The organism is Lentzea sp. CC55 (genome assembly GCF_021056325.1).
GTDB classification, from domain to species: Bacteria; Actinomycetota; Actinomycetes; order Mycobacteriales; family Pseudonocardiaceae; genus Lentzea; species Lentzea jiangxiensis.
In genome coordinates this window covers 124132-142457 of sequence record NZ_JAJCXE010000004.1, presented here as the reverse complement: position 1 = coordinate 142457, position 18326 = coordinate 124132, and the positions used below count along the sequence as shown (strand labels likewise).

At 69.6% G+C, this 18326-nt stretch carries 22 protein-coding genes; 16 read left to right on the top strand and 6 right to left on the bottom strand.

All coding sequences use genetic code 11. The features are described from left to right. The first annotated feature begins 27 nt into the window (after positions 1–27). The 13 genes from L6E10_RS03005 to L6E10_RS02945 all read left to right on the top strand — a co-directional run bounded on the left by L6E10_RS03005 (position 28) and on the right by L6E10_RS02945 (position 13712). Entirely contained in the window at positions 28–678 is a 651-nt protein-coding gene (locus L6E10_RS03005; protein ID WP_236216535.1) for an L-threonylcarbamoyladenylate synthase, read from the top strand. An 80-nt stretch (positions 679–758) separates the two neighbouring features. Continuing rightward, positions 759–1898: a glycosyltransferase family 4 protein gene (locus L6E10_RS03000; protein ID WP_090095205.1), complete on the top strand. Its 1140-nt coding sequence runs from the start codon at positions 759–761 to the stop codon at positions 1896–1898. A gap of 95 nt (positions 1899–1993) precedes the next feature. After that, positions 1994–2440 (top strand): hypothetical protein, encoded by a 447-nt coding sequence (locus L6E10_RS02995; protein WP_236216533.1) that lies wholly within the window; start codon positions 1994–1996, stop codon positions 2438–2440. 150 nt (positions 2441–2590) lie between these two features. Further along, complete coding sequence (gene atpB / locus L6E10_RS02990; protein ID WP_236216531.1) at positions 2591–3367, top strand: F0F1 ATP synthase subunit A; 777 nt, start codon at positions 2591–2593, stop codon at positions 3365–3367. Positions 3368–3431: 64 nt separating this feature from the next. Next, positions 3432–3677, top strand: a complete 246-nt coding sequence (locus L6E10_RS02985; protein ID WP_089921586.1) for an ATP F0F1 synthase subunit C — start codon at positions 3432–3434, stop codon at positions 3675–3677. Positions 3678–3708: 31 nt separating this feature from the next. Next, complete coding sequence (locus tag L6E10_RS02980; RefSeq protein WP_236216529.1) at positions 3709–4254, top strand: F0F1 ATP synthase subunit B; 546 nt, start codon at positions 3709–3711, stop codon at positions 4252–4254. 9 nt (positions 4255–4263) lie between these two features. Further along, positions 4264–5091 carry a F0F1 ATP synthase subunit delta gene (locus L6E10_RS02975; RefSeq protein ID WP_236216527.1) on the top strand — a complete coding sequence of 276 codons (828 nt, stop codon included), beginning with the start codon at positions 4264–4266 and terminating at the stop codon, positions 5089–5091. Between the two features lie 46 nt (positions 5092–5137). Further along, on the top strand, positions 5138–6784 hold the full coding sequence (gene atpA / locus L6E10_RS02970; RefSeq protein WP_236216525.1) for a F0F1 ATP synthase subunit alpha: 1647 nt from the start codon (positions 5138–5140) through the stop codon (positions 6782–6784). Between the two features lie 8 nt (positions 6785–6792). Beyond that, on the top strand, positions 6793–7707 hold the full coding sequence (locus L6E10_RS02965; protein ID WP_236216523.1) for a F0F1 ATP synthase subunit gamma: 915 nt from the start codon (positions 6793–6795) through the stop codon (positions 7705–7707). Then, on the top strand, positions 7700–9136 hold the full coding sequence (gene atpD, locus L6E10_RS02960; RefSeq protein ID WP_236216521.1) for a F0F1 ATP synthase subunit beta: 1437 nt from the start codon (positions 7700–7702) through the stop codon (positions 9134–9136). Before L6E10_RS02965 ends, atpD begins: the two co-directional genes overlap by 8 nt. A gap of 164 nt (positions 9137–9300) precedes the next feature. After that, positions 9301–10467, top strand: coding sequence for an aromatic acid/H+ symport family MFS transporter (locus tag L6E10_RS02955; protein ID WP_236216519.1), 1167 nt, complete (start codon positions 9301–9303; stop codon positions 10465–10467). A gap of 15 nt (positions 10468–10482) precedes the next feature. Further along, the gene (locus L6E10_RS02950; protein WP_236216517.1) at positions 10483–11988 is read left to right on the top strand and encodes an ABC transporter ATP-binding protein; all 1506 of its coding nucleotides are present in this window, start codon (positions 10483–10485) and stop codon (positions 11986–11988) included. Beyond that, entirely contained in the window at positions 11985–13712 is a 1728-nt protein-coding gene (locus tag L6E10_RS02945; protein WP_236216515.1) for an ABC transporter ATP-binding protein, read from the top strand. The genes L6E10_RS02950 and L6E10_RS02945 overlap by 4 nt, the downstream gene beginning before the upstream one ends. On the opposite strand, the gene L6E10_RS02940 is transcribed toward L6E10_RS02945, so the two are convergent. From L6E10_RS02940 to L6E10_RS02925, 4 genes are all read right to left on the bottom strand, one after another. Further along, complete coding sequence (locus L6E10_RS02940) at positions 13713–13871, bottom strand: hypothetical protein (RefSeq protein WP_236216513.1); 159 nt, start codon at positions 13869–13871, stop codon at positions 13713–13715. It abuts the gene before it with no gap. A 10-nt stretch (positions 13872–13881) separates the two neighbouring features. After that, complete coding sequence (locus L6E10_RS02935; protein WP_236216511.1) at positions 13882–14058, bottom strand: hypothetical protein; 177 nt, start codon at positions 14056–14058, stop codon at positions 13882–13884. Between the two features lie 316 nt (positions 14059–14374). Then, a complete protein-coding gene (locus tag L6E10_RS02930) occupies positions 14375–14869 on the bottom strand; it encodes a hypothetical protein (protein WP_236216509.1) in 495 nt (164 codons plus the stop codon). Positions 14870–14888: 19 nt separating this feature from the next. Next, the gene (locus tag L6E10_RS02925; protein ID WP_236216507.1) at positions 14889–15053 is read right to left on the bottom strand and encodes a sigma-70 region 4 domain-containing protein; all 165 of its coding nucleotides are present in this window, start codon (positions 15051–15053) and stop codon (positions 14889–14891) included. Between the two features lie 247 nt (positions 15054–15300). On the opposite strand from L6E10_RS02925, the gene L6E10_RS02920 reads away from it, so the two are divergent. Together L6E10_RS02920 and L6E10_RS02915 are read left to right on the top strand one after the other, a co-directional pair. After that, on the top strand, positions 15301–15657 hold the full coding sequence (locus L6E10_RS02920) for a F0F1 ATP synthase subunit epsilon (protein ID WP_176959606.1): 357 nt from the start codon (positions 15301–15303) through the stop codon (positions 15655–15657). Positions 15658–15679: 22 nt separating this feature from the next. Next, positions 15680–16111, top strand: coding sequence for a DUF2550 domain-containing protein (locus L6E10_RS02915; protein WP_236216505.1), 432 nt, complete (start codon positions 15680–15682; stop codon positions 16109–16111). Between the two features lie 49 nt (positions 16112–16160). Here L6E10_RS02915 and L6E10_RS02910 read toward each other — a convergent pair whose 3' ends face one another. Continuing rightward, a complete protein-coding gene (locus L6E10_RS02910; RefSeq protein WP_236216503.1) occupies positions 16161–16733 on the bottom strand; it encodes a cob(I)yrinic acid a,c-diamide adenosyltransferase in 573 nt (190 codons plus the stop codon). Positions 16734–16768: 35 nt separating this feature from the next. On the opposite strand from L6E10_RS02910, the gene murA reads away from it, so the two are divergent. Beyond that, on the top strand, positions 16769–18034 hold the full coding sequence (gene murA / locus L6E10_RS02905) for a UDP-N-acetylglucosamine 1-carboxyvinyltransferase (protein WP_090095227.1): 1266 nt from the start codon (positions 16769–16771) through the stop codon (positions 18032–18034). Here the strand turns inward: murA and L6E10_RS02900 are convergent. Then, positions 18031–18318: a hypothetical protein gene (locus L6E10_RS02900; protein WP_236216501.1), complete on the bottom strand. Its 288-nt coding sequence runs from the start codon at positions 18316–18318 to the stop codon at positions 18031–18033. The genes murA and L6E10_RS02900 overlap by 4 nt on opposite strands. Positions 18319–18326 lie beyond the last annotated feature (8 nt).

The following is an 18326-nucleotide window of genomic DNA, read 5'->3' as shown; positions in this document are numbered from 1 at the left end:
GCAGCGCGGCTGGCTAGGCTCAGCGAGGTGAGCACGGTCTACGACTGCAGCGAACCCGACAACCGCGCGGCCGGACTGGCCGCTGCCGCCGGTGCGGTGCGCAGCGGACGCCTCGTCGTCCTGCCCACCGACACCGTCTACGGGATCGGCTGCGACGCGTTCGACGCCGAAGCCGTCCGGAGTCTTCTCGACGCCAAGGGGCGCGGGCCCGACATGCCCGTGCCCGTGCTGGTCGGGTCCTGGACCACCATCGACGGGCTGGTCCTGAGCGTTCCCCGGCAGGCTCGGGCGCTCATCGAGGCCTTCTGGCCCGGTGGGTTGAGCATCGTGCTGCCGCACGCGCCGAGCCTCGCCTGGGATCTCGGGCAGACGCGCGGCACGGTGATGTTGCGCATGCCGTTGCACCCCGTGGCGCTCGAGTTGTTGCGCGATGTCGGGCCGATGGCCGTGTCCAGTGCGAACAAGACGGGGCACGCGCCGGCCGCGAGCGCCCAGGAGGCGCGGGACCAGCTCGGTGACGCTGTGCCCGTGTACCTCGACGGTGGTCTCAGCGGCGAGAACATCGCCTCGACCATCGTGGACCTCACGGGGCCGGACGCGTTGATCCTGCGTGAGGGTGCTGTCAGCAAGAAGGACGTCGACGAGGTGCTCGGCATCGAGGTTGAAGTCGCTCGCTGACGAGCGGCTGCCAGAATGATCATGCTGCCGCGAGTACCGTGGCGTGCACCCCGAACAGACCCCGATTGATTGGTAGGCCCGTGGGGCCCGCATCCTCGTTCGTCCTTCCCGTGCGCGAGTACCTGCTCGTCGCGCTGATTGCTGCCGTGGTGACGTTCCTGCTCGTCGGTCTGGTGCGCGCGCTCGCGTTCCGGGTCGGGGCGGTGGCCTATCCGCGGCAACGGGACGTGCACGTGCAGCCGATGCCGCGCATGGGTGGTGTCGCCATCTACGGCGGCGTGTTGTGCGGCATGTTCGTGGCGCACCAGTTGCCGGTGCTGCGGGCGGCGTTCGACTTCTCCAACGATCCGTGGGGTGTCATCGTCGCGGGCGGCGTCATCGTGCTCGTGGGGGCGATCGACGACAGGTTCGAGCTCGACTCGCTCACCAAGCTGGCGGGACAGGTCACCGCGGCCGGCATCCTCGTGCTGTTCGGTCTGCAGTGGATGATCGCGTGGGTGCCGTGGGACGGCGGCGCGACCATCTCGCTGGACCAGAACCAGGGCGCGCTCCTGACCGTGTTGCTCGCGGTCACCATGATCAACGCGATGAACTTCGTCGACGGTCTCGACGGGCTCGCGGCCGGCATCGGCCTGATCGCCGCGGCGGCCACGGCGGTGTTCTCGATCGGCCTGCTCGTCGAACGCCAGGGCGCCGTGGAGGCCTACCCGCCGGCGCTGATCGCCGCCGTGCTGGCCGGCGCGTGCCTCGGGTTCCTGCCGCACAACTTCAACCCCGCGCGCATCTTCATGGGCGACTCGGGCTCGATGCTCATCGGCCTCATGCTCGCCGCCGCGACCACCAGTGCGTCCGGCAAGATCAACCAGGCCACGGGCAGCGCGGCCGACCTGCTCGGTCTGCTGTCGCCGCTGATCGTCGTGGCGGCGGTGTTGTTCGTGCCGCTGCTCGACCTGCTGATGGCGATCATCCGCAGGACCCGCCGCGGCGAGAGCCCGTTCTCCCCGGACAAGATGCACCTGCACCACCGGCTGCTGGAGATCGGCCACTCGCAGCGGCGCGCGGTCCTGCTCATCTACCTGTGGGCGGGAGTGCTGGCGTTCGGCGCGGTGGCTCTCACGCTGTTCGACCCCATCATCGTGGCCACGTGCTTCGTCATCGGGCTGATCGTGACGTTCGTGGTGTCGGTGATCCCGCGGCTGCGAGAAGCGCGCAAGTCCTGAGGGGAATTGGCGCGCCATCTTGTTTGGAGCCGCTTAACCGTCGTTAACGAGGGCTGCGCGCAAGGCCTCACGAGCCGGTTCCTAGACTTCGGGACATGAGCGACGCGGACAAGGCCGTCACGCACGAGCTGACCGTCCAGCGACTCGCCGGGGAAATGTTCCGCGAGGCCGCCTGGGCCGCGCTCGGCACGTTTGTCCTCGGCGTCGTCGTGTCAACGGTGATCTGGGGGACTGCTGGTCTCTTCGGATCATTGATCGGTGGTGCCATCGCCATCGGTTCGAGCCTCGGCACGCTGTTCCTGATGCGCAAGACGGCGTCTCTCGACCCGATGTTCGTGATGGTCGCCGCACTCGGCGGATTCATGGGCAAGCTGATCGTGCTGCTGCTCGCGGTGATCCTGCTGCGGGGCCAGTCGTGGCTCGAACCCAAGGCGCTCGGAATCACCCTGGTGGCGACCGTCCTCGTGACGTCCTTCCTGGAGGCGAGAGCCTCCAGGCGCAGCCGTAGCCAGATGGTGGTCCCCGCCTCCGAAGGCACCTGAGACCTGCTGATATGGTCCGCGCAGACCAGGGACACCCGATCGCAGGGGTGCCTCGCGTAGTCGCTTGCGAACCGTAAGGTACGTTAAGTCCAGATCGTGACGATTCCCCCGGCGGAGTGAACGCCGGCCGGGAGAACCGGAAGGAACACAGTGACCAAGTTGCTGGCTTCGGGGAGTGAGTTCGTAGCTCCCGGTGTGAAGGACTTCTTCCTCCCGCCGATCTTCGGCTCGGTCACGAAGCCGATGGTCCTGCTGGTGCTGTCGATCGTGATCATCGGTGTCTTCTTCGTCGCGGCCACCCGCAACATGAAGCTGATCCCCGGCAAGTTCCAGTTCGCCGCCGAGTCGGTTTACGACTTCGGGCGCAACAGCATCGCCCGGGAGCAGATCGGCGCGAAGGACTTCAAGCCCTTCATCCCGCTGATCCTCACGATCTTCACCTTCGTCCTGGTGAACAACCTGTTCGGGCTCATCCCCGTCATCCAGTTCCCGACGATGTCGCACATCGGCTTCCCGCTCGCCGTTTCGTTGCTCGTTGTTTACCCGGTGTACCACTTCGTCGGGTTCAAGCGGCACGGCTTCGTGGGCTACTTGAAGCACCAGACGGTTCCGCCGGGCGCGCCGTGGTTCGTGCTCCCGCTGCTGATCCCGATCGAGTTCTTCCAGAAGTTCATCCTGAACCCGCTCACGCTGGCGATCCGAGTCTTCGCCGCCATGTTCGCGGGTCACCTGCTGCTGCTGGTGTTCACCCTGGCTGGTGAGTTCCTGCTGCTGAACGGTGGGCTGACCGTCATCGTGGCGCCGGTGTCCTTCGCCTTCGCCATCGCGCTGACCTTCCTGGAGGCACTGATCATGTGCCTGCAGGCCTACATCTTCGCGCTGCTGTCTGCCAGCTACATCGGCATGGCGCTGGCAGAAGAGCACTGAGTAACAGCACAAAGCCTCCGATCCGCGAACACTCGCGGACCGAGTTGGAAAGGGAACAGCAACAGTGAGCGCTCTCCAGATTGCCCAGGACGCCGGCTCCATCAACCCGGGTCTCGCGGCCATCGGTTACGGTCTCGCGGCCATCGGCCCCGGCATCGGCGTGGGTCTGATCTTCTCCTCGGTCATCAGCGGCACCGCCCGTCAGCCCGAGGCCCGCGGCGTTCTGCTCGGTCTCGCGTGGACCACCTTCGCCATCGTCGAGGTCCTCGCGCTGATCGGCTTCGTCGTCTACTTCATCGCGACTGCCTGACCGAATCCAGATCGCGTTAGGAGAAACCGTGATGGACACCCTCATCCTGGCGGCGGAGGGACCGGTCAACCCGGTCCTCCCGCACACCTCGGAGATCATCCTCGGTCTCGTCGCGTTCCTGCTCCTCCTCTTCGTCATCAAGAAGTTCGTGTCACCGCGCTTCGAGGCGTTGTACGAGGAGCGGACTGCCAAGATCGAGGGTGGCATCGAGAAGGCGGAGCAGGCTCAGGCCGAGGCTCAGCGCACGCTCGAGCAGTACAAGGAGCAGCTGGCCGAGGCTCGCGCCGAGGCCGCGCGCATCCGCGACGACGCACGGGCCGAGGGCCTGCAGATCGTCGAGGAGCTGCGTGAGCAGGCGCAGGCCGAGTCGGCCCGCATCGTCGCGCAGGGCCAGCACCAGCTGGACGCGCAGCGCGCCCAGATCGTCGCCGAGCTGCGTGCCGACCTCGGCCGCACCGCCGTCGAGCTGGCGAGCAAGGTCGTGGGCGAGTCCCTCGAGGACGAGTCCCGCCGCCGCGGCACCGTCGACCGCTTCCTCAACGAGCTGGACGCCGTCGCGGCGCCCGCGAGCAAGTAGAGGCAGCCGATGACGTTGCATGCCGCAAGTCGTGAAGCTCTGGCAGCCGCGGAACTGCGGCTGCTGGAGCTGGCCGACGCCACCACGTCGACGGACGACCTCGCCACGCTCGGCGAGGAGCTCTTCGCCGTGCTCGGCCTGCTGATCGAGCAGCGGACGCTGCGCGGCGCGCTCGCCGACGCCTCGTCCGAGGCCGCCGGTCGTGAGCAGCTGCTCCGCGGCGTGTTCACGGGCAAGGTGAGCGACGCGACCCTGCAGGTCCTGGCCGCGGTCGTGACCGCGCGCTGGTCCAGCCCGCGTGAGCTCGTCGACGGCGTCGAGTCGCTGGCCCGCACCGCGCTGCTGGTGCGTGCCGAGCGCGACGGCCAGCTCGACTCGACCGAGGACGAGCTCTTCCGCCTCGGTCGCATCGTCGCCGGTTCGAACGAGCTCGAGCTGCTGCTGGCGGACCCCGCCGGCGACGCCGCGGGCAAGGTCGCGCTGGTCGGCTCCCTGATCCAGGGGAAGGTCAGCCCGGTCACCAAGACGCTGGTGGACCAGCTGGTCCGCAACCCGCGCGGTGTTCGCGTCGCGGACGGGCTCTCCGAGCTCGCCGACCTGGCGGCCAAGCGCCGTCAGCGTTCCGTCGCGCACGTGAAGTCCGCCGTGGAGCTGACCGCCGAGCAGGTCGACCGCTTGACCGCGACGCTGACCACGATCTACTCGCGCCCGATCGCGCTGCACGTGGAGGTCGACCCCTCGCTGGGCGGCGGCCTCTCGATCAAGATCGGCGACGAGATCATCGACGGAAGCATCGCCGGCCGGTTGGCGGCACTGCGCCGCAATCTCGCCAGCTAGCCCCCGAGCCCTTTCCCAAGAACGAAGAAGTGAGAGCAGGAACGACATGGCGGAGCTGACGATCTCGTCGGACGAGATCCGCAGTGCGATCGAGAAGTACGTCTCGAGCTACTCCCCGGAGGTCAGCCGGGAAGAGGTCGGTACCGTCTCCGAGACCTACGACGGCATCGCCATCGTCGAGGGCCTTCCGGGCACGATGACCAACGAGCTGCTCGAGTTCCCCGGTGGCGTCCTCGGCGTCGCCCTGAACCTCGAGGTCCGCGAGATCGGTGCGGTCATCCTCGGTGACTTCGACAAGATCGAAGAGGGCCAGGAGGTCCGCCGGACGGGCAAGGTCCTCTCCGTGCCGGTCGGCGACGGCTTCCTCGGCCGCGTCGTCAACCCGCTGGGTCAGCCGATCGACGGCCTCGGCGACATCGTCGCCGACGACACCCGCGCCCTCGAGCTGCAGGCCGCGACCGTGCTGCAGCGCCAGCCGGTGTCCGAGCCGATGCAGACCGGCATCAAGGCCATCGACGCGATGACCCCGATCGGCCGCGGCCAGCGCCAGCTGATCATCGGCGACCGCAAGACCGGCAAGACCGCGGTCTGCATCGACACGATCATCAACCAGAAGAAGGCCTGGGAGTCGGGCGACCCCAAGCAGCAGGTCCGCTGCGTGTACGTCGCCATCGGCCAGAAGGGCTCCACCATCGCGGGCGTCAAGACCGCGCTGGAGGAGGCGGGCGCTCTCGAGTACACGACGATCGTCGCCGCCCCGGCCTCCGACTCGGCCGGCTTCAAGTGGCTGGCGCCGTACACCGGCTCCGCCATCGGCCAGCACTGGATGTTCGAGGGCAAGCACGTCCTCATCATCTTCGACGACCTGACCAAGCAGGCCGAGGCGTACCGCGCCATCTCGCTGCTGCTGCGCCGTCCGCCGGGCCGCGAGGCCTACCCGGGCGACGTCTTCTACTTGCACTCGCGTCTGCTCGAGCGTTGCGCGAAGCTCTCGGACGACCTCGGCGGCGGTTCGATGACGGGTCTCCCGATCATCGAGACGAAGGCGAACGACGTGTCGGCGTACATCCCGACCAACGTCATCTCCATCACCGACGGTCAGTGCTTCCTCGAGTCCGACCTGTTCAACGCCGGTGTCCGCCCGGCCGTCAACGTGGGTATCTCGGTCTCCCGCGTCGGTGGTGCCGCGCAGATCAAGGCGATGAAGTCGGTCGCGGGCTCGCTGCGCCTCGACCTGTCGCAGTTCCGCGAGCTGGAGGCCTTCTCCGCGTTCGCGTCCGACCTCGACGCCGCGTCGCGCGCCCAGCTGGACCGCGGTGCCCGTCTGGTCGAGCTGCTCAAGCAGGGCCAGTACTCGCCGGTCCCCGTCGAGGAGCAGGTCGTCGAGATCTTCGCCGCGACCAAGGGCCACCTCGACGACGTCCCCGTCGCCGACATCCGCCGCTTCGTGGCCGAGTTCAAGGACTCGCTGCGCCGCAACCACGCCGACGTGCTCAGCGGCATCGTGGAGACGAAGCAGTTCGGTGAGGACTCCCAGAAGCGCGTCGTCGACGCCGTCAAGGAGTTCAAGAAGCAGTTCACCGCTTCGGACGGCACGACCATCGTCAACGAGGCCCCCGAGAAGGCGCTCGACGCCGACAAGGTCGGCCAGGAGTCGGTGAAGGTCCACAAGCCCGAGCCCACCAAGAAGTGATCTGAGCCATGGGCGCACAGATTCGGGAGCTCCGCCAACGGATCCGAACGGTCAACTCGACCAAGAAGATCACGAAGGCCTACGAGCTCATCGCGACGTCTCGCCTCGCGAAGGCGCAGACCAGGGTCGCGGCCTCCCGGCCGTACGCGGACGAGATCACGAACGTGCTCTCCGCGTTGGCCGAGGCCTCGGCGAACCTCGACCACCCGCTGCTGACGGAGCGCACTGACCCGAAGCGCGCCGCGGTGCTGGTGATCACGAGCGACAAGGGCATGTGCGGCGGTTACAACGCCAACGTGCTCAAGGCGGCCGAGCAGCTGCTGCAGCTGCTCCGGTCCGAGGGCAAGGAGCCGGTGCTGTACGTGACCGGCCGCAAGGGCCAGGGCTACTACCAGTTCCGCCGCCGCGAGGTCACCGGGGCGTGGAGCGGGTTCTCGCAGACCCCGCACTACGTCAACGCCGTCGAGGCCGGTGACGCGCTGGTGGAGGCGTTCCTGGAGGGCACGGAGAACGGTGCGCAGGGCGTGGACGAGATCCACATCGTGTACACCGAGTTCAAGTCCATGCTGAGCCAGACGCCGACCGCCCGCCGTGTCGCGCCGATGGACGTCGAGTACACCGGCGAGACCTCCAAGGGTCCGCGCGCGGTGTACGACTTCGAGCCCAGCGCCGAGGCGCTGCTCGGCGCGATGCTGCCCAAGTACGTGAAGACTCGCCTGTTCTCCGCCATGCTGGAGGCGGCGGCTTCGGAGTCGGCTGCCCGTCGTACGGCCATGAAGGCCGCGACGGACAACGCGACGGAGCTGGTCCGGAACCTCAGCCGGGCGGCGAACTCGGCCCGTCAGGCCCAGATCACCCAGGAGATCAGCGAGATCGTCGGTGGCGCTGCCGCGCTTACCGGTGGCGCAGGAAGTGATGAGTGACATGAGTGCTACTGCCACCACCACCCGCACCGGCCGTGTGGTCCGGGTGATCGGTGCGGTCGTCGACGTGGAGTTCCCGCGCGACGCCGTGCCGGAGCTGTTCAACGCCCTGAACGTGGAGATCACGTTCGAGGCCGTCGCCAAGACGCTGACCCTCGAGGTCGCGCAGCACCTCGGCGACAACCTCGTCCGCACCATCTCGATGCAGCCGACCGACGGTCTCGTCCGCGGCGCTGTCGTCACCGACACCGGCGCCGCGATCTCGGTGCCCGTCGGCGACGTCGTCAAGGGCCACGTCTTCAACGCCCTCGGCGACTGCCTCGACCAGCCGGGCCTCGGCCGCGACGGCGAGCAGTGGGGCATCCACCGCAAGGCTCCGTCGTTCGACCAGCTCGAGGGCAAGACCGAGATCCTGGAAACGGGCATCAAGGTCATCGACCTGCTCACCCCGTACGTCAAGGGTGGCAAGATCGGCCTGTTCGGCGGCGCGGGTGTCGGCAAGACCGTTCTGATCCAGGAGATGATCACGCGTATCGCGCGTGAGTTCTCCGGTACCTCCGTGTTCGCCGGTGTCGGCGAGCGCACCCGTGAGGGCACCGACCTCCTCCTGGAGATGGACGAGATGGGCGTCCTCCCGGACACCGCTCTCGTCTTCGGTCAGATGGACGAGCCGCCGGGCACGCGCATGCGCGTCGCCCTGTCCGCTCTGACGATGGCGGAGTACTTCCGCGACGTCCAGAACCAGGACGTGCTGCTCTTCATCGACAACATCTTCCGCTTCACCCAGGCGGGCTCCGAGGTGTCGACCCTGCTGGGCCGCATGCCTTCCGCCGTGGGTTACCAGCCGACGCTGGCGGACGAGATGGGTGAGCTCCAGGAGCGCATCACCTCGACCCGCGGTAAGTCGATCACGTCGCTGCAGGCCATCTACGTGCCCGCCGACGACTACACCGACCCCGCGCCGGCCACCACCTTCGCCCACCTGGACGCGACGACGGAGCTCTCCCGTCCGATCTCCCAGAAGGGCATCTACCCGGCCGTCGACCCGCTGTCGTCGTCGTCTCGAATCCTCGAGCCGTCGATCGTCGGCGAGGAGCACTACCGGGTCGCCCAGGAGGTGAAGCGCATCCTGCAGAAGTACAAGGAGCTGCAGGACATCATCGCCATCCTCGGTATGGACGAGCTCTCCGAGGAGGACAAGGTCCTCGTCGGTCGCGCGCGTCGTCTCGAGCGCTTCCTCGGCCAGAACTTCTTCGTCGCGGAGAAGTTCACCGGTCAGCCGGGTTCGTTCGTGCCGATCAAGGACACGGTCGAGGCGTTCGACCGCGTCTGCAAGGGCGAGTTCGACCACTTCCCGGAGCAGGCGTTCTTCTCCTGCGGCGGGTTGGACGACGTCGAGGCCAACGCCAAGAAGCTCGCCGGCAACTGAGCCGGCTGGTTTTGCGAAGGGCCGTCCCTCCTTTGTGGAGGGGCGGCCCTTCGCCTTTCCGCACGACATGACGTTTCCGCCCACCGGAAACAGCTCTCCCGGCCGCGGGTCCCAGGTCGCACGATGCACGGCATCACCAGGGCCCCTCGGCGAGGAGAGAGCGCGTGAACAAATGGGTGTTGCCGTTGTGCTGGACGGCGGTCCTGCTCGACGGCTTTGACCTCGTCGTGCTCGGCACGGTGATCCCGACGCTGTTGCAGGAGGGGGTCCTCACGACGGCGTCCGCCAGCGCGGTGTCCACGGCCGGGCTGGTCGGGATGATGCTCGGCGCGCTCGTCATCGGGACCGTCACCGACGTCATCGGGCGGCGCAAGGTGATGATCTGGGCCGTCGCCGGGTTCTCCGTGTTCACCCTCGCCTGTGCGGTGGCGCAGGACGCCACGACGTTCGGCGTCTTCCGGTTCCTCGCCGGGCTGGGGCTCGGCGGGTGCCTGCCCACGGCCATCGCGCTGGTCAACGAGGCCCGGCCGCGGCAGGGCGGGCGGGCCACCACGCTTATCATGACCGGGTACCACGTCGGTGCCGTCATCACGGCGCTGCTGGGGATCGTGCTCATCCCGGACCTCGGTTGGAGGTCGCTGTTCGTGGTGGGGGCGTTGCCCGCGCTGGTGCTGATCCCGTTGATGGTCAAGCACCTGCCGGAGACGGTCGCGCGCAAGGCTCCCGCGCTGGAGGCGGTCGGGTCGTTGTTCAAGCCCGGGCTGCGGAAGGCGACGATCGCCTTCTGGGTGGCCTCGTTCATGGGGCTGTTGCTCGTGTACGGGCTCAACACGTGGCTGCCGCAGATCATGCGCAGCGCCGGGTACGAGCTCGGCGCGGCGCTGGCGTTGTTGCTGACGCTCAACATCGGTGCCGTGGTGGGGCTGGTGATCGCCGGTGCGGTGGCGGACCGGATCGGGGTCCGGACGGCGGCCATCGGGTGGTTCGGTGCCGCGGTGGTGTTCCTGGCGTTGCTGAGCATCAAGCTGCCCGGGTTCGGGGTGTACGTGGCCGTGTTCTCGGCCGGGTGCTTCGTGTTCAGCGCCCAAGTCCTCGTGTACGCGTACGCGGGCCGGGTCTACGAGGAGAACCGGGCCACGGGCATCGGATGGGCCGCCGGGGTGGGGCGGTTGGGCGCCATCAGCGGGCCGTTGCTCGGCGGTGCGTTGCTCACGGCCGGATTGGCGCACCCTTGGGGCTTCTACGCGTTTGCGCTCGTTGCGGCGTTGGGCGCAACGGCCGTTGGTGCGATTGGGCTGACGGCGAAATCGGTCGTGGGCCGGACCGGGTGATGGCAAGGTCGGGGCATGGCCCGACATGCTCCGTACGACGATCCCGGGACGCCCGACGTTCGCTCGCCAGGGCGGTACCTGTGGTGGCTCGTGTCCGCGCAACGGTGGCGGGTGCTGGCCGGCGCGTGGTGGGGGTCGCTGTGGATGTGCGGGCTGGTCGTGCCGCCCTACCTCATCTCACGGGCCATCGAGGACGGTCTGCGGGGCGGTGACCGCGTGGCGCTCGTGTGGTGGTGTGCGGCGCTCCTCGTGATGGCGGCGGTGCTGGCGCTTCTCGGGGTCGCGCGGCACCGCACGATGACGCTGGTGCGCACGGATGCCGCGTTGCGGACGGCGCAGGTCGTCGTCCGGCACGTCACGCGGCTCGGCGGGGTGGTGCGGCGCAAGCTGTCCACCGGCGAGCTGACGTACCTGCAGAACGGCGACACGCAGCGGATCGCGCACGCGCTCACCAGCACCGGCCCAGGCGTCGGGGCGGTCATCGCGTACGGCGTCACGGCGGTGTTGCTGGTGCGGATCTCGCCGTTGATCGCGGTGGTGGTGCTGCTGGGGGTGCCGGTGCTCGCGGTGGTCACCGGGCCGGTGCTGCGGCGGCTGCACGTCGTGGAGGCCGGGTACCGCGGCAGCCAGGGGGAGCTGAGCGCGCGGGCCGGTGACATCGTCGGGGGACTGCGGGTGCTGGCGGGCATCGGGGGGAAGCGGGCGTTCGAGGAGCGCTTCCGGGCGCAGTCGCGGGAGGTCCTGCGGGACGGCTACCGGGTCTCGGCGTCGCTCAGCTGGGTGCAGGCGCTGACGTGGGGGCTGCCCGCGCTGTTCTCCGCCGTGGTGACGTGGATCGTGGCGCGCAGGGTGGTCGCGGGGGAGATCTCCGTCGAGGACATGGTCGCGGTCTACCTGTACGTGACGACGCTGATCGTGCCCGTCAGCTTCTTCGTCGAGGGCGCGGACACCATTCCGCGGGCGCTCGTCTCGGCACGGCGGGTCGTGGACGTCCTGCGGTTGCGGCCGGAGGAGAAGGGCGGCGGGGAGGGGACGCTGGAGGTCAGGTCCGGTGCGCTGACGGTGGTCGTGCCGGCGAACGCCGCACAGGCGCGGGAAGCCGTCGAACGGCTGCCGGGGGTGGTGGCGGACAACGACGACTACCTGTTCCCGGGGACGGTGCGCGAGGCGGTCTCGGTGGCCGAGCACGACGACCGCGAGATCCAGGAGGCGTTGCACGCGGCGGCCGCGGTCGACGTCGTGGAGGCGATGCCGGACGGGCTCGACTCGCACCTGGAGGCGCAGGGGCGCAACGTCTCCGGCGGTCAGCGGCAACGGCTGCGGCTCGTGCGGGCGCTGCTGAGCGAACCGGACCTGCTGGTGCTCGTGGAGCCGACGTCGGCGCTCGACGCGGTGACCGAAGCCGCTGTGGCGCAACGGGTCCGTGAGAAACGGCTGGGGCGGACCACGGTGGTCGTGTCGTCGTCGCCGTTGTGGGCGGGGCAGGCGGACCAGGTCGTGCACCTGGAGGGGAGCCGGTGAAGCGGCTTCCCGTCGCGGACCGGCGTGAGGTCCGGCGCGCGGCCGCGCGGCTGGTGCGCGGAGAACGGCGGGCGCTGGCCGTGGTGGTCGCGCTGACGGTGCTGACGGCGGCGTCCGGTCTCGTCGGGCCGTACCTGCTCGGCAAGGTCGTCGGCGGGGTGGAGGCCGGCACCCTCACCCTGTCCACTGTGGACTGGATCGCGCTGGGCGTGCTCGGTTCGGCCGTGGTGCACCTGGTGCTGGTGCGGTGCAGCGCCTTGCTGGCCGCTCGGCTCGGCGAACGGGTCCTGGCGTCGTTGCGGGAGGAGGCGGTGGCGCGCACGCTGGCGTTGCCCGCGCGGGTGGTGGACCGGCTGGGCACGGGCGACCTGCTGAGCCGCGTGACGAGCGACGTCGGGGTCGTCGGCCAGGCCCTGCGGGACGCTGTGCCCGAGGTGCTCACCGGCGTCGTGCACCTGGTGGTGATCTACGCGGCGCTCTTCTGGCTGGACCCCGTGCTCGGTCTCGTCGCGCTGGCGGGCCTGCCGTTCGTGGCGTGGGCGCTGCGCTGGTACCTGGCCCGTGCGCGGCAGGCGTACCTCGCGGAGAGCGAGGCAGTCGGCGACGTCGCGGAGATCTCCGCCGCCGTCGGCGAGGGCAGCCGGACGATCGAGACCTACGGGCTGCGGGACCGGCTGGTGGCGGTCGCGGAGGCCGCCATCGCGCGGTCGTTCCGGACCCGGCTGCGGACCCTGCGGCTGCGGAACGTGCTGTTCCCGGTCGTCAGCTTCGCGAGCACCGTGCCCACCGCCCTGGTGCTGCTCTTCGGGGGCCTGTTCTACGCGGCGGACGCGGTGGGCGTCGAGGTCGTCGTCACGGGCGCGCTGTACGTGTGGCGGCTCGTGGAGCCGTTGGAGCGCATCATGTTCTGGGTCGAGTTCCTGCAACGCGGTGGTGCGTCGTTCGCCAGGGTCGAGGGGATCGGCGCCGACGTCGAGCCCGTGCCGGAGGTGGGTGAGCCGGACGGCGACCGCATCGAGGCGTCCGGCGTCCGCTACTCCTACGTGGACGGTCACGAGGTGCTGCACGGTGTCGACCTCGTCGTGCAGCCGGGGGAGAGGCTCGCGGTCGTCGGGGTGTCGGGAGCCGGCAAGTCGACGCTGGGCAGGCTGGTCGCGGGCGTCGACCGGCCGGCGGCCGGATCGGTCCTGGTGGGCGGTGTGCCGGTCGCGGACCTCACGGCGGCGGGCGAGCAGCGGATCGTGCTGGTGACGCAGGAACACCACGTGTTCATCGGCACGGTCAGGGACAACCTGGCGATGGCGGCTCCGGACGCTCCCGACGACAGGCTCGTCGAGGCTCTGCGGACGGTGGGCGCGAGCTGGTTCGACGACCTGCCGCGAGGCCTGGACACGCCGCTGGGCGCGGGCGGGCTGGAGCTCGACCCCGCGCAGGCGCAGCAGCTGGCGCTCGCGCGGGTGGAGGTCGCCGATCCGCACACGCTGGTGCTGGACGAGGCGACGTCCTCGCTCGACCCGGCCACGGCCAGGCACGCCGAGCGCGCGATCGCGGCCGTGCGCGAAAGACGCACGGTGATCGCGATCGCGCACCGGCTGCAGACGGCGCGCGACGCCGACCGGATCGCGGTCGTCGACGCCGGCCGGGTCGTGGAGCTGGGTTCCCACGACGACCTGGTCGCCAGGGACGGCACCTACGCGGCGCTCTGGCGTTCCTGGCACGGGTGATCAGGACAGCGGCACGACCGAGGAGACGTCCCCGTGGCGCACCGTCACGTCCTTCGTGCCCGCGGGGGCCAGCCAGGCGTGGATCCGCTCCCGCGGGCCGATGCGGCCGTCGAAGTCGGCGACGATCGTGTCTTGGCCGTCCGGCAACGGCACGACCACGACGTGCCCTTCACGGCCTTGCCGCCGAGCAGGGGGCGCTGAACGAGCCGGACGGGTCGTAGAACGCGCCGTACAGCTCTCCGTACGCCTCGAACACCTCGAACACCTCGGCATAGCGGCCGTCGGGCAGCCACGCGCAGACGCTCCACTCGCCTGTCGCGTCCCAGTCGGCCACGTAGTCGAGCAAGCCCCGCTGCTGCAGGCCCCCTGGGGCGACGGCGCCTTCTCGACAGGCCACCCCGGACCCCCGGCGGGGCTGTCCGACGCGCACCGCCGACCGGACCAGCCGAGGCCGGGGTGCGGCACGAACGCCGCGTCCGGCCGCCACGCGAACCTGCCGCGCAGCGGCTCCGAGGCGAAGTCCTGGGGCAGCGGGGGGTTGTCCGCGCGGACGAACACCGGCCGTTCGGACCGCTGTGCGCTGATCACGGCGACGCCTCCCGGGCTTGTCCCGGCCTCCCGCCACGTCCGGCTCAGCCGGTTGTCCGTGCCCCGCACCGGGTTCACCGACCAGAACACCCTGCCGCCCAGGCCGGGGGCGAGGTACGTCGAGCCGTCCGGCCCGAACCGGTAGAGCCCGCTCTCCTGGCCGCGGTCGAGCTCGCGTTGCACAACGGCGCCGCCGGGCCGCTCGGGGTGGTCGCGGCCCAGAAGACGTTCAACGGACCCGTGAACTCCGTCACGTTCTCGTAGGGTCGAAGGCCTGCGTTCTTCGGACGGCCCCGCAGCGCTTGCACCTCGCTGATGAACGCCCTGCCACCGGAGAGATCACCCGCGGTCGTCGCCGTCAGGCGCGCGTCTGCCGCGACCGCGGGCTCCGGGGAGGAGTCCGTCAGCACCACCCCGGTCGTCACGCCCGCGAGCAGAGCCACCGCCGCGGTCAGCGCCAACTGGCTGCGCGTGTGCCGCCGCCTGCCTCCCGCCATCACGTCTCCCACGAATCCCGGCCGCACGTCCAGGTCCGCCGTCGCGGCCTCCACCGCGCTCCTCAGCTCCACATCAGCACCTGCTCGCCCATCAGTTCCCGCAGGCGGTGTCGGCCTCGGTGAGGTCGTCGAAGTACCGCAGCACCAGGACGGCGCGCATCCCGCTCGGCAGCTGCGCCAGCGCGCGCACGACGCTGTCCGCGTCCACGACCTGTTGTTCGTGGCCTTTCGTCAGCGGCGTTTCCGCGTGCTCCATTCGGTGCCTCCGGCTTGCGGGACCGCCGTAGCCACCGGTTCGCGGCGGCGTTGGCCAGTGCCGCACGGCAGGTAAGCGGTGCGCAACAACGCCTGTGAGCGCAACGCCACGAAGTCCTCGAAGTCCTGCATGTCCCCCCTTCGGCGGTTGCCGTAGGTGCTGACACCGGGCGGGGCGGCGAGGCTGTCAGGCGACCGTTTAGACTCCAGTTCGACTCCAGACGACGAGGGAGATACGCGTGGCCGAGATGACCGTTGAACTGGTCGCCGTTGAACGCCGCCTGTGGTCCGGCACGGCCACTTCCGTTTCGGCACAGACGACCGAGGGCGAGATCGGCATCCTGCCCGGTCACGAGCCCGTTCTCGGTCAGCTGGTCGAGGGTGGCGTGGTGCGCATCCGCACGACGGACGGCGGCCTGGTGACCGCCGCCGTGCACGGTGGCTTCCTGTCCGTGACCGGCACCGGCGTGTCGATCCTCGCCGAGGACGCCGAGCTCGCGGGCGAGATCGACGTGAACGCGGCGCGATCGGCGCTGCAGGACACGGACGACGCCGAGCGCGCACGTGCGGCAGCGCGCGTGCGGGCCGTGGAACAGTCGGCCTGAGACCGGGCGCGAGGGCCCAGCCGTGGGGATCACCGAAATCGCCGGACTGATCCTGCTCGGGGTGGCGATCGTCATCGTCTACTTCGCCTGGCGCCGCATCCGGCTGCTGCGCGAAGGTGGCGTGCACGTCGCGCTGCGCAGCAAGTTCGACGATCGCGGCCGTGGCTGGCACCTGGGGGTCGGGCACTACCGGGGCGACTCGTTCGCCTGGTTCCGGGTGCTGTCCCTGGGGTCGCGGCCCGACGAGCTGATCTCCCGGGACGGGCTCGAGATCGACGCCCGGCGTGAACCCACGGGGCCCGAGGCCTACGCCATGCCGGTGGGGGCGACGGTGCTGCGGTGCCGGTCCGCCTCCGGCGAGGTGGAGATCGCGATGGGGCCGGACGCTCTGACCGGGTTCCTGTCCTGGTTGGAGTCGTCGCCTCCCGGGCGCTCGATCCCCTGGGCTTCCTGATGTGACGACGAAGGGCGCTTCCCGCTGAGGGAGGCGCCCTTCGTCGTGGTCAGGCGTTGCCGCCCGGCTCCCACAGCACGTCGCCGTCCGGGTTCGCCACCCGCGCCAGGATGAACAGCAGGTCCGACAGCCGGTTCAGGTACTTCGCCGTCAGCACGTTGGTGTGCTCGGCGTCGGCCTCGATCAGCGACCACGTGCGGCGCTCCGCCCTGCGGGCGATGGTGCGGGCCTGGTGCAGCAGGGCCGCTCCCGGCGTGCCGCCGTTGAGGATGAACGAGTCGAGCTTGCCCAGGCGTTCGTTGAACGTGTCGCAGTAGGTCTCCAGGCGGTCCACGTAGGCCTGGGTGACGCGCAGCGGCGGGTACTTCGGGTCCGGGACGACCGGGGTGCAGAGGTCCGCGCCCACGTCGAACAGGTCGTTCTGCACCTTGCGCACGACCTCGAAGACGTCCGGGGCCAGGTCGCCCAGTGCCAGCGCCACGCCGAGGGACGCGTTGGTCTCGTCGACGTCCGCGTACGCCTCGATGCGCGGATCGGTCTTCGGGACGCGGGAGAAGTCGCCCAGGCCGGTCGTGCCGTCGTCGCCGACTCGTGTGTAGATCTTGGTGAGATGCACCGCCATAACCGGCACTCTATGGGCGTACGTAGGATTGCCGCGTGAGCGAGCATTTCCGGGTACACGGTGGCGCACGTCTGGTCGGCGAAGTTGACGTCGTCGGCGCCAAGAACAGCGTCCTCAAGTTGATGGCGGCGGCCCTGCTCGCCGAGGGCACCACGACCATCACCAACTGCCCGGACATCCTCGACGTGCCGTTGATGGCCGACGCGCTGCGCAGCCTCGGGTGCGAGGTCGAGCTCGAAGGGGACGTGGCGAGGATCACGACCCCGGCCGAGCTCAGCTACCACGCCGACTCCGAGGCGATGGGCAAGCTGCGGGCGTCCATCTGCGTGCTCGGGCCGCTCGTCGGGCGGTGCAAGCGCGCGGTCGTTGCGCTGCCCGGTGGTGACGCGATCGGCTCGCGGCCGTTGGACATGCACCAGAGCGGTCTCGAGAAGCTCGGTGCCACGACCGGCATCGAGCACGGCTGCATCGTCGCCGAGGCCGAGGGGCTGCACGGCGCGCAGATCTGGCTCGACTTCCCCAGCATGGGGGCGACCGAGAACATCCTGATGGCGGCCGTCCTGGCCGACGGCACGACGGTCATCGACAACGCCGCGCGCGAGCCCGAGATCGTCGACCTCTGCCTGATGCTCACGCAGATGGGCGCGAAGGTCGAGGGCGCCGGCACGTCCACGTTGACCGTGCACGGCGTCAAGGAGCTCAAGCCGACCGAGCACCGCGTCATCGGCGACCGGATCGTGGGCGCCACCTGGGGCTTCGCCGCCGCCATGACGCGCGGCGACGTGCGGGTGCGCGGTGTGAACCCGCACCACCTCGACCTGGTGCTCGAGAAGCTGCGCATGGCCGGCGCCGAGGTCACCGTCTACGAGGGTGAGGACGAGGGCTTCCGCGTCGTCATGGACGGCCGCCCGAAGGCCGTCGACTTCGTGACGCTGCCCTATCCCGGTTTCGCCACGGACAACCAGCCGTTCGCGATCGCGCTGTCGGCCGTCGCCGAGGGCACCTCGATGATCACCGAGAACCTGTTCGAGGCGCGGTTCCGATTCATCGACGAAATGATCCGCCTCGGGGCCGATGCGCGCACGGACGGGCATCACGCCGTCATCCGCGGCGTCGAGCAGCTGTCCAGCGCGCCCGTGTGGGCTTCGGACATCCGTGCGGGTGCGGGACTCGTCCTCGCCGGTCTGTGCGCGGACGGGGCCACCGAGGTGTACGAGATCTTCCACATCGAGCGCGGCTACCCCGGGTTTGTGGAGAACCTCCGCAAGCTCGGTGCCAACGTGGAGCGCGTGAGCTCCTAGGTCTTGAGCACGAGCCGCGCGTTCGCGACGTCCGACGGGAACACCATCACCTGGTAGGGCGCGTTCCGCGAACGCGTGGCCCGCACGCCGTTTCTCTTCAGCTTCTGCACGAGGACGTTCGCGGCCTCCTCGGTGGGCACGACGGCCACCTCGCTCAGCAACCCGAAGTCCGTGCCGTCCAGATCCGGCACGGGCCTCCTGTCGTTGCCCACGAAGTACCGCAGCACCAGTGCCAGCAGGCCTAGGACCGCGAACACGACCACGGTCTGGTAGATCCCTGTCACCTCTTCAT